This is a genomic window from Flavobacterium azooxidireducens (assembly GCF_023195775.1).
GTDB classification, from domain to species: domain Bacteria; phylum Bacteroidota; class Bacteroidia; order Flavobacteriales; family Flavobacteriaceae; genus Flavobacterium; species Flavobacterium azooxidireducens.
This window is the reverse complement of record NZ_CP096205.1, coordinates 2,070,303-2,082,582: the sequence shown is the minus strand read 5'-3', so window position 1 is coordinate 2,082,582 and position 12,280 is coordinate 2,070,303. Positions and strand designations below refer to the sequence as shown.

Sequence of the window (12,280 nt, the reverse complement as noted above, 5' to 3'; positions counted from 1 at the left end):
TAACTGGGTTTAATGGCATTGTACTATAACTAACTAACTTCAAATATTAATTTTTGAGTAATTTCATTGTTTTTTCACTTCCGTTTTCATCGGCAGCTTTAACAAAATAAATTCCTTTGTTCAGATCACTTACATCAAAAGAATAATCTGCACTAAACGATTTGTTGAATGATTTTACTAATTGACCTGTTACAGAGTAAACTTCAACTTTTGTCGTGGCAACTGAAATAGTAAACGAATTAGAAGTTGGGTTTGGTGCCAACGTTACGTTTGTATTCATTTCAAAATTATTGGTTGACAATGTTGATGGTTGATTTCCATAAACTCTGAATTGTCCTGGTTGAAGATTGATCGCTGTTGTAGTGTTTGCAACAGTAAATGATGTGTCGTCCATTAAATCATACCATGTTCCTGTGTAAGGGAAATCTGGAGTGATGTTTTGGGCTGCAACTGAAAAATTAGCCAAAATCACAACGTTTTTTAACTGTGAAGCTGGTAAAGAATTATCAAAAACATAAATACGTTGACGAATATTACTTCCGTTTGGACTAATTGAATAATCCCCATTGAAAACCGGTTCGTTAATTTTTAATTTAATCATTCTAGCCCAGTCGTCATAAATAGCTGTTCTTCTTGGATCTGACAACCAATTTTCAGACCACTGTACTTGAGGTTTGGTATCTAATTTACAATCTCCAGGAAAGAAAGGACCTTCATCATTAACTGTTCCATTGGCACAAGTATAAATTGATTGATTACTACCAAGCTCACCAAAATGCCAAATCATTTTTGGACCAGGAACTAGAATACTAGTTGCTCCAATTGCTCCCATTCTGGCTAGAGCATTAGTTAAATTTCCATTTACAGGTGCAGAACCTCCACCATTTCCATACGTTATTGCTTCATACATCATTCTATCTTTGTCATGGCTTTCCGGATATCCGATTAAACGTTTTCCAGCAAAACCTCTGCTCACATGACCCATTCTGGTAATGTTTTGATTGGCAAATCCCATGGCAAGTTCTTTGTATTGTGTGAACATTTCACCCCACATTAAAATACCTTTACCTTCGTTTAATTTGTAGTTTGCCCATTGTTGTTCTTCGTTATCTGAACCTAAATGCTCAAAAATTACAATATGGTTTGGATCTAAACTCCAAGAATAATCTGCGTAATCTTTTAAAACTTGCACCCTATCTGCTTGATAGGCATTGGTGCAACCATCATCACCACCAGTACAGTTTTGTGTAAAACCTTTGGTTAAATCCCAACGGAAACCATCAATTTTAAATTCTTCAATCCATTGTTTAACAACTCTTTTGGTGTAATACTGAGTTAAAGCGGATTGATGATTAAAATCTTCACCTACACTATAGCTGTGTCTAGCGGTAGTGTTGTAGTACGGATTATCAGAAGATGGTGGTCCCCATCCGTCTCCTTCAGGATCGTTCATCCACATTCTTATTCCAGGATTTCTACCAAAAGAATGATTTAAAGCCACATCTAAAATAACAGCAATTCCGTTTTGGTGACAAACGTCAACCAATTCTTTAAATTTATCTGCAGTGCCATAAAATTTATCAAGTGCTAAGTGAAAAGAAGTATTATAACCCCAGCTTTCATTTCCTTCAAATTCCATGACAGGCATAAGCTCAATGGCGTTAACCCCAAGATCTTTGAAATAATCAATTTTGTTTATTAAGTCTTGGTAATTTCTATTTGCATCAAAATCCCTCACTAAAACTTCATAAACCACTAAATTATCTTTACTTGGCTTAACGAAATTTAAGGTTGCATCACTCCAATTATAAGGAGTTTGTCCAGTTTGTAAAACAGTAACTTCTCTTTCTTGACCGGCAGGATAAGCAGGTAAATTTGGATAGGTTGACGTTGGAATCCATGGATCATCAAAAGGAGACAAAACCAACGTAGAATACATGTCTGCCGTTTTCACAAGTACAGGAGAATTTGGAACAGGAGTTTGATCTACCACCCAATATTGATAGGTGTAAATTTGACCTGGTGTTAAACCAGTTAATTCTAACCAAAAAATATTAGTTGATGGATCTCTTTTCATGGCATAAGAAGCATCGGGTTGATAGTTATTAAAACTACCGGCTACATAAACAAAATCTTTTCCGGGAGCATTTAATTTTAATGTTGCTTTTGTTGGGTCGTTTGGATTATAATTGATACCATCTTCTAGTCCGCTAGGAATTGCTTGAGACAAAGTACCCGGATTTACAATTGCACTAAATCTTCTAGTGATTGTTGAAGAACCTTGCGTTACTTGTAATTCATAACTTTGATTAGAAATTATATTTGTATGATTGAATGCGTAACTTGCTGTTGAAGCATTTGTATTAATAGTAACTCCATTTGCTTTTAAAACATAACTTGCATTACCGCCTGTGTTTGTGGCCGCTACAGAAATGTTTCCACCTGAGTTAATAATTGTAGAACTATTGTTGCTTGGTGAAGTTAGATTAACCTGAAAAGTTCCAACATTAAAAATAAAATCACCACAAGACGGTGGTAGTTTTAATGTTTGAGAGCCGTTTGCATTTCTAAATACCATTCCAAGCTTTGTAGCATTGGCTTGTTGCGTAGCGTTAATACCAAAATAAGTACTTGGAGTCAAGGTAATTGACCATGTACCATTTCCATTATTGGTCATTAAACCAATATTGTCATCTTGTCCCCAATTTCCAATAACGGAGAAGCCAAAAGCATTTACGTCATCTCCTATTCCGGCATGCATGTAAACTTTTGCAGGATTAGTACCGATTAAATTACACGCTTGAGCTGCTGTTGAAACTGTAATAGTAATTTGATCATCAACATTAAAAGATGCTGGTGTAATTGTAACTTGAGCAAAATTGAATGACGAAATTAAGGCTAATAAAAAAGTAAAAAAATAATTTCTTCTCATAGTAAAATTTTTTAATGATAAAAAAGGGCTGTAGAGATACAGCCCTTTTAATAAATTAACTTATTTATAGAGCTATTAACTCATAAGTATATTGTCTTGGATTAGATAAATCTAACACAACTTTGTAGTTTCCTTCAGGCCCATCAAATGTTAAATCTCCTGAAGGTTGTAGAAAACCGTCTTCATCAACTGTTCCTAAATCAAATCCATTATCCCATGCATTATTACCTCTAAATTTGAAACCTCCAGGCACTAAAGCAATACTTGCAATCTCTAATTTTTTAGTTGTTGGATTATAAACTAAGTCAGTATCAGAATCCCATCCTGTTGGCGTTGCTGCACCAATTATACCCCAACTCACTTGAACGGTTGAATAAGTAAGTCCGTTTGGGTTAGCCTCAGTAACTTCACCCGTGTTGGCTCTTACTCTGTAAAAACCTGCTTGCACTCCAATATTTGAACCGGTACTGCTTAAGATGCCTGAAAATGATCCATCATCACCATAATTGGTTCCGTCCCAATTTTGTTGAGTAGAAAATTTGAACCCGTTATCATTATCGGCTATTACGTTATTTGCAAAATATACATATCCTTCAAAATCAGTTTTCCCATAGGCAGAAGCTGCTAATGAAGGTGCTAAAGCATGAGACCAATTATCACTTCCATAACCAGATTCTGCTTGATAACTTCCAGGAATCCACAATAAAGGCAAATCTAAGGTAAATGGTGTAACTGATATACTGATTACGTTAGAATACAAAGGCATAGATTCATTGCTCCCTAAATAAGCTTTAACTCTTACATCAACATTTGTTAAGACAAATGGTTCAGCCTCTATTTCCAACATTGCAGCATTCATTTCGGCAACAGTTACTTTTCTGAATCTTTGAGTTGAAGGCCCTATTTCTGATACTGCTGCAAATTCTGTACCTGCTAATGCGAATTGAAGCACATAATTCACTTCTGTTTGAACATCATAATCAGCATGATTCCATACAAATGTAGTGGCTTCTGATTCTGGATTTTCAGGCGAAAGATTATATTCATTTCCGCTCTCTGGCGTTAATAATTCAGGTCCTCCTGTAGCAGTTGCGACAGAAAAATCGTCATTTTCACATGACACTGCAATCAAAAAAAGTGATGCAAATGATAAGCTTTTTAATATTTTTTTCATTTTTATTTTTTTAAAATTAATATCCTGGGTTTTGTGTTAAATTAGGGTTTGCTCCAATAGCAGATTGTGGGATTGGGAAAAGGTTGTAGTGACTTGGAATAGAAGTACCATTTACATTATTTCCTTTCCAAGGCCATAAATAGCTTCCGCCTGTGAATTTACCATATCTGATTAAGTCTGTTCTTCTGTGACCTTCAAAATTTAATTCTCTTCCTCTTTCGTCAATAATAAAATCAAGTGTTAATGCACCTGGTGTAATTTCACTAGCGTTAGATCTAGTTCTAATTTGGTTAACATAATTCACCGCTTGTGTAAGATTTCCACCAGCTGCTCCTCTTACAACACATTCTGCATACATTAAATAAGCATCAGCTAATCTAAATAATGGAAAATCTGTTCCTGAAAATTCCGTTTGACTTGAAGAGGAACCAAAATTAGAATTTCTAAACTTGATTGATGGGTATCCATTTGTCCATTCTTTATAATCATTCATTTCAAAAGAATGACCTGCTGTCCAGAAAAGTGATGCTCTAATATCTGTAGAAGTATTCAAATTTCCAAACAAACCATACCAAGCTTTTGTTGCTCTGTGTCCACCCCAACCTGCAGTTGCTCCATAATCTGCCAAATTCATTGTTTCTGGATTTAAACTTCCATTTACAATATAAGTAGTGTTTCCATAACTTTGACTTACCAAAGCATCAGCAATTAATGGATAAATTATTTCTGGTGAAGTATGATTATCTCCTGAAAATATTCTAACAAAATTTGGGTCTAAAGAATAATTACCTTCTGTGATTACTTTGTTTGAATAAGTTAACGCCTCATCATATCTTGCTACACCTATGTAAACTTGAGCATTAATATATAATTTTGCTAATAACATTCTAGCAGCAGATTTATTTGCTCTACCATAAGAATTGTTGTCAGGAAGTTTAGTTTCTGCATCTAATAATTCTGCTTCAACAAAATCGAATAATTCTTGACGACTTGATTGAGGTAATGGAACTCCTGAACTAGAATTCTCTTCTGTAACTAAAACTCCTTTTCCGAAACAATCAATCATGTAGTAGTATGCAAGAGCTCTGATAAACTTAACCTCTCCAACAACTTGATCTTTTTGAGGAAAATCAATAGAATTTAAAACAGGTAACAAATTGTTACATTGCGGTACTGTGTAATAAACTCTGTTGTATAAATACCTAAAGAATTTATTGTTAGCATCCCAACCGGAAGTTGTAGTCAATTGGTCTAAACCATCATCGCCCCATCTGTTTTTTATACCATCTGCTGTAAACTCTTGCAGATTTATAATACCTCTTAAAAAGGGAGATTCTCCAGCATCATCACCAGATATATCAGAACTTCCCGGTCCATTTGGTCCTGACAGTGCAAAAGAACCATATAATTTTGACATAATACCATCAATCGCATTAGGATCTTGTTGTAAAAGTTGATCCAATGACAACTCTACTTTTGGCACTGTATCCAAATCATCTGAACAAGACAATCCGGCCAAAAGCAGAATACTTAATCCGTAAAACTTAATTTTTTTCATATTTATTTTTTTTAAAAATCAAAACTTAATCCAACAGTATATACTCTTGGTCTAGGATAGAAATTATTATCAATTGAGTTAAAATTCTCTGGATCTTGACCAGAGTATTTTGTAATAATGAATGGATTGTTTAAAGCCGCATAAACTCTCAATGATGTTGACTTGTAAAATTTATTAAATCGATACCCTAATATAATATTCTCACAACGTAAGAAAGTAGCATCTTCTAAGAAATAGTCAGATAGTGGAATATTCCCATTTATATTAATAAAATTATCATCTGCTTCCCCCGAATAAAAATCCAAGACATTACTCAAGCTATTATTATTTACAGGAAGAGCTTTATCTACCCAACCAGAAGTAAGTTTTCTAGAATTATAAACTTGACCGCCAATTTGTCCTCTAAAACTTGAACTTAAATCCCAATTTTTATAATTGAAATTAAATCCAAATCCAAATGTCCAATTAGGTCTCAATGCCTTATAGTATCTATCTTCATTAGTAATTTGTCCGTCTCCGTTTCTATCTACATATGCTCCAACAACAGGATTTCCTGAGCCATCATATAATTGGCGAAAAACCCAAGCTGAATATGGTTGTTGACCAACTGCATGGTTTGCCAAAAACAAACCTGTCTGCACAGGTAATCTTGACTCTCCAGCTTGAATAGACTGAACATCTTCTAAATTTGTAACTTCTGAAAAGTTGTATGCCATGTTAGAATTAAATTCCAAACTTGTACTTTCTGTTTTCAAAAGTTTTAATCCTAAATTAAGCTCAAAACCTTTACTATCCGTATTACCAACATTCTTAACAAAAGCATTGGTTAATCCTTGTCCAGGTGGTAAATCAACTCTTGCAAGCAAATCTGATGTCTCTCTAGAATAGAAATCTAAACTACCAGTTAAAAAAGAATTTTTGAATAAATCAAAATCAATACCAACGTTATAGGATGTTGTTTTTTCCCATGTCAAATCCTCATTAAATGGTATTGCAGAATATAGATTAGAACCAGGTAAATACTGACTTGCATTACTTCCTAATCCAAATAATGGAATAGAAGGATAGTACCCTACGATTCCTGTGATATCTTGTTGTCCAGTTTTACCCCAACCTAGTCTGATTTTCAAATCGTTTACCGCTTTAGAATCTCTTAAAAAAGTTTCTTCTTTAACTTTCCAAGCAACAGCTGCGGCTGGAAAATAGCCCCATCTATTCTCTTCTCTAAATAACGAAGAGCCATCTGCTCTTAATGAGAAAGTAAATAAATATTTATTAACTAAATCCAAATTCATTCTTCCGAAGTAAGACTGCAGGTTTAATACATTATAGTATCTATTAGTTGGATTTTGCTCATTTATTTCTGGTTCTCTAATGCCTGAGTCTATGTTATATCTAAAACGATCACTAAATCCATCATTTTTGAAATTCTGATAAGAATAACCTCCTTGAATGTCAATATTAGTAATGATACTATTTTCCATTCTTTTGCCATAGGCTAAATAAGCATCCATAGTTGTATTAGTAATTCTTTGCTTCTCAAAATAATTTAATCCTGGATTAAACACATAATTTGTGTTTGGATTAGTTCCTTGATTATGTCTATAAGTAGCAATTGAATTATCTCCAAAATTTTCTCTTATTAAAGATTGAGACGCATCTAAACCAAGGTTTACAATTGCTCTCAATTCTGGAAGAAAATGCATTTTGTAATCAAACTCAACATTTGTCAATAAACGTTGATTTTTTTGTGGATTGTTTTTTTGCTCAAGTAAAGCCAATGGGTTAGATTGACCATTCAAAATATTTCTATTTCCGTTTAACAACAAATCTTGATAATATCCTCCAAAAATATTAGAAGGAGAATTATCATAAATAGGTTTAGTTGGATCCATGTTTATAGCACCTCCTAACGCACCACCCTCATCGATATTGTTTTTTAAACTGTGAACTCCCTTTAAGTTAAAATCAATTTTTAAATGATCTTTTAAAAGTGTTGGTGTAAACTTCAAAGAGTAAGTAAAACGCTCATAATCATTTGTTTTCACCAATCCTTCGTTTTTAGTGTAACCAAAAGACCCTCTGAAAGGAACTTTACCTCCTAAATTTGCATTAGCACTAAAATTATGGTCAGTAGAAAAAGAATTTCTAAAAATAGCATCCTGCCAATCCGTGTCATAAATAATCCTTCCTTCAATTTGCGGAGTAGCTAAATCATCTGTGGTGCCAATTGGAGCATCTGGATCGGCAACACCTAATAGATTGGTAAATGTTGGGTGATACTCTTGAATAAATCTAACAAACTCTCCCGAATTCATTACATTAACTTTCTTGCCAACTTGACCATAAGAAAGATTAGAGGAATAATTAAATGTTGGAGCTCCTTTAGAACCTTTTTTTGTAGTGATAATAATAACCCCATTTGAAGCTCTAGAACCATAAATAGCGGTTGCAGAAGCATCTTTTAATACTGTAAAACTTTCAATATCATTAGGGTTGATTAAAGATAATGGATTTCCTACACCCGCGGGGTTAACATTGTCTACAGGAATTCCATCAATAACAATTAATGGATTGTTGTTGGCACTAATAGATGAACCACCACGGATTCTAATGTTTGGTGCAGCATCCGGCTGTCCACCATTGGAAGTAATTCTAACACCGGCAGCTTTACCAGTCAATAACTGATCAGCAGAGACAATTGCTCCTTTATTAAATTCTTTTGAAGTTACTTGCGTAACCGAACCAGTTGCATCCTTCTTCTTAACTGAACCATAACCAATCAAGACAACTTCTTCTAAGTTATCCACTTCCTCCCCAAGAGAAATATTAATTGTGTTTTGAACAGTGTAAGGAACGTCAGTGGTCTGATATCCTACAAAAGAAAATTCAATCACCTCTCCACTATTCACATTCGACAGCATATACTTACCATCAAAATCGGTTGTAGTACCCTTAGTGGTACCTTTAATAATTACATTTACTCCCGGTAGGGGTTGTCCAGACGATTTGTCGGTCACAACGCCGCTTACAGTGCTCTGAGCCAGCACACTAAGTGGCAGTAGTAGCAATAAAAATAACAACTTTTTAGAAATTGTTTTCATACAGTTTGTTTAGGTTAAAATTGTGTTTTTTGCTTGTATTTTTGACTTCGAATGTTAAATTTAAGTAAAATTTTTGTCTTTTTGAATAAACATTTTCGAAACACCTTGCGAAAACGTTTTCGTGTTGAAAACTTTTATAATAATGCTTATTTTTAAGCTAAAAATTCCGATTCTAAAAAATAAAATTTATCTTTATTCGCAAATCATTAATAAGTCCAAAATAACATGAAAAGAAAAGTTACATTAAAGCAAATTGCTAGAGAATTAGATGTTTCCATTTCTACCGTTTCTAAATCACTAAAAGACAGTGCCGAAATAAGTGAAGATACCCGTCAAAAAGTGCAAGCTTTTGCCAAATTATACAACTACAAACCCAACAATATCGCCCTTAGTTTAAAAAACAAAAAAACGAAAACCATCGGAATTATAATTCCAGAAATTGTGCATCATTTTTTTGCTACAGTAATTAGCGGTGTAGAAAATGTGGCTAACGAACACGGCTACAACGTAATAGTTTGTTTATCAGATGAATCGTTTGATAAAGAAGTAATTAATATGGAAATGTTGGCCAATGGAAGCATCGATGGATTTATAATGTCATTATCTAAAGAAACACAGCAAAAGAAAGATTTTCACCATATCTCCGAAGTCATCAACCAAGGGATGCCCGTTGTGATGTTTGATCGTGTTACGAATGATATTTTGTGTGATAAAGTGATTATTGATGATAATTTATCCGCCATCCAAGCCGTTCAAACGCTTATTGATAAAGGTTTGAAAAAAATTGCTTTAATTACAACAGTTGATTATGTTAGTGTTGGAAAACTAAGAACCGAAGGTTATTTGAAAGCCTTAAAATCAAATGACATTAAAATTGATGAAAATTTAATTCTTAAAATTGAAGATATCGAACATTGTGATGAAGCCATTGACAATCTAATTAACACTCAAAAAATTGACGCTATTTTTGCCGTAAACGAACTTTTTGCTGTCACCGCAATAAAATCAGCCTTAAAAATTGGATTAAAAATTCCGGAAGATATCGCCGTTATTGGTTTTACGGACGGAATTATTTCTAAATATTCTTCCCCAAGCATTACAACTGTGAGTCAAAACGGAATTAAAATGGGCGGAAAAGCAGCCAAAATGCTTATCGAAAGATTGGAAAGCGAAGACGAAGATGACGAACATTACAGAACCGAAGTTATCGAAACACACTTGGTCGAAAGAGAATCTACGCCAACGTTGTAGTAGCTGTAAACCATTGATTTTATTGACTTTGAAAATTGTAAAATAGAAAAATGACTTTCATAATTTTTTCTAAAAAATAATTTCGCTTTAAAAAAAAACTATATTTGTACTAATTATCAAAGCTTGTATTTTTACTTCGAACCTAAGTTTTGATAAGCCATAAACCGCTTATCGTATTATTAATCAACTAATTACGATAATGGAAAAGCGTAAGTTAAGTTTCTGGGAAATTTGGAACATGAGTTTCGGTTTCTTGGGAATACAAATGGGTTTTGCCCTTCAAAATGCAAATGCCAGTAGAATTCTTCAAATTTTTGGTGCTGATGTACATGAACTTTCATGGTTTTGGATTATTGCTCCTCTAATGGGATTAATAGTTCAACCAATTATTGGTCATTACAGCGACAATACATGGGGTCGTTTTGGAAGAAGAAAACCTTTTTTCTTAGCTGGTGCACTACTTGCTTCAATCGGATTAATTTTAATGCCGCAAGCAGATATTTTTATTGCAATTTTACCTGCCTTATGGGTTGGTGCCGGAATGTTAATGATTATGGATGCTTCTTTTAACATTGCTATGGAGCCTTTCCGAGCATTGGTTGGCGATAATTTAAGAACGGATCAAAGAACATTGGGCTTTAGTGTTCAAACTGCCCTAATCGGTTTTGGTGCTGTGATCGGTTCATGGCTACCTTACGTTTTAACAAATTGGTTTGGAGTTTCCAACAGTGGTGAAAACGGTGCAGTGCCATTAAATCTGATAATATCTTTCATTCTTGGTGCAATTATTCTTGTAGGCTCCATTTTGGTTACACTATTTACAACTAAAGAATATTCCCCAGAAGAATTAAAGAAATTTGAAGATGAAATTGCTCATCAAGATGCTCTTTCAGAGGATTATGAAGAAAAAGAATCTCGTTTGGTTGATATTTTTGATGATTTCAAAAAAATGCCTGAAACGATGCGTCAATTAAGTTGGGTCCAATTTTTTTCTTGGTTTGGACTTTTTGGAATGTGGGTTTTTACAACTCCTGCGATAGCTCAACATATTTATGGTTTACCCGTAAATGACAGTTCAAGTGCAGAATTTCAAAGTGCCGGTGATTGGGTAGGAGTTATATTTGGAGTTTACAACTTAGTATCAGCTCTGTTTGCTTTTACTCTACCCTACATCGCAAAGCAAATTGGTCGCAAAAGAACACATTCAATTTCATTAGTCATTGGAGGTGTTGGATTAATTTCCATGTATTTTATGCCTGATAAAGAATCGCTTATTTTTTCAATGATTTGTATCGGAATTGCTTGGGCAAGTATTCTTGCCATGCCTTATGCCATTCTTGCCGGATCTATTCAACCCAAGAAAATGGGAGTTTATATGGGGATTTTCAATTTCTTTATCGTAATTCCACAGATTATTAATGCCCTCATTGGAGGATTACTTGTTAAATATTTATATAATGATCATGCCATTTTTGCTTTAGTAACTAGCGGTGTCAGTTTCTTAATTGCCGCTGCCTTAGTTTACAAAGTAAAAGATGTGGATGATGTAGTACAAAACTAATGAATCAAAAATGTTTCATATTCGACCTCGACGGTGTAATCGTTGATACAGCAAAATATCACTATTTAGCTTGGCAAAAGATTGCTCACCAACTAGGTATCGAATTTACGCCCGAACACAACGAAGAACTTAAAGGAGTAAGTCGTGTTCGATCACTCGACCTCATTTTAGCCTTAGGAAATATGGAAGCTTCTCAGGAAGACAAAAACAAATGGCTCATTCAAAAAAACGAAGACTATCTTTCCTATTTGGTTGATATGGACGAAAGTGAAATCTTGCCGGGAGTTTTACCGGTTCTTATTTATCTTAAAGAAAACAACCAAAAAATCGTATTGGGTTCTGCCAGTAAAAATGCAAAACCAATTTTAGAAAAAGCAAAAATTATTGATTATTTTGATGCCATTGTGGATGGAAACGATGTATCAAATGCCAAACCGGATCCGGAAGTTTTTATTCAAGGAGCCAAAAAAGTGAATTTTTCAAACGAAGAATGTATCGTTTTTGAAGATTCTGTTGCCGGAGTTCAAGCCGCAAATATTGCCGGAATGACGAGTGTTGGAATTGGCGAAGAAAGTATTTTGCATGAAGCTCAATTCGTATTTCCTGATTTTACACACATCGATTTGAATTTTATACAAAACCTAATAAATAAATAGTAAAATTTTAATGTTTTCAAGTTTTAAAATTATTCAACAAAACT

General features: G+C 34.1%; 7 protein-coding genes. 3 read left to right on the top strand and 4 right to left on the bottom strand.

The annotated features are described in order from the left end of the window. Nucleotides 1-46: 46 nt before the first annotated feature. The 4 genes from M0M57_RS09080 to M0M57_RS09065 all read right to left on the bottom strand — a co-directional run bounded on the left by M0M57_RS09080 (nucleotide 47) and on the right by M0M57_RS09065 (nucleotide 8,768). Entirely contained in the window at nucleotides 47-2,932 is a 2,886-nt protein-coding gene (locus M0M57_RS09080) for an alpha-amylase family glycosyl hydrolase (protein ID WP_248432736.1), read from the bottom strand. A 64-nt stretch (nucleotides 2,933-2,996) separates the two neighbouring features. Continuing rightward, nucleotides 2,997-4,106, bottom strand: coding sequence for a SusE domain-containing protein (locus M0M57_RS09075; protein WP_248432735.1), 1,110 nt, complete (start codon nucleotides 4,104-4,106; stop codon nucleotides 2,997-2,999). A gap of 16 nt (nucleotides 4,107-4,122) precedes the next feature. Continuing rightward, entirely contained in the window at nucleotides 4,123-5,664 is a 1,542-nt protein-coding gene (locus tag M0M57_RS09070; protein WP_248432734.1) for a RagB/SusD family nutrient uptake outer membrane protein, read from the bottom strand. Nucleotides 5,665-5,675: 11 nt separating this feature from the next. Then, nucleotides 5,676-8,768: a SusC/RagA family TonB-linked outer membrane protein gene (locus tag M0M57_RS09065; protein ID WP_248432733.1), complete on the bottom strand. Its 3,093-nt coding sequence runs from the start codon at nucleotides 8,766-8,768 to the stop codon at nucleotides 5,676-5,678. A gap of 225 nt (nucleotides 8,769-8,993) precedes the next feature. On the opposite strand from M0M57_RS09065, the gene M0M57_RS09060 reads away from it, so the two are divergent. The 3 genes from M0M57_RS09060 (at nucleotide 8,994) to pgmB (ending at nucleotide 12,236) form a co-directional block, all read left to right on the top strand. Then, complete coding sequence (locus tag M0M57_RS09060; protein ID WP_248432732.1) at nucleotides 8,994-10,019, top strand: LacI family DNA-binding transcriptional regulator; 1,026 nt, start codon at nucleotides 8,994-8,996, stop codon at nucleotides 10,017-10,019. A gap of 199 nt (nucleotides 10,020-10,218) precedes the next feature. Continuing rightward, a complete protein-coding gene (locus M0M57_RS09055) occupies nucleotides 10,219-11,580 on the top strand; it encodes an MFS transporter (protein WP_248432731.1) in 1,362 nt (453 codons plus the stop codon). Beyond that, nucleotides 11,580-12,236, top strand: a complete 657-nt coding sequence (gene pgmB, locus M0M57_RS09050) for a beta-phosphoglucomutase (protein ID WP_248432730.1) — start codon at nucleotides 11,580-11,582, stop codon at nucleotides 12,234-12,236. The genes M0M57_RS09055 and pgmB overlap by 1 nt, the downstream gene beginning before the upstream one ends. Nucleotides 12,237-12,280: the final 44 nt, after the last annotated feature.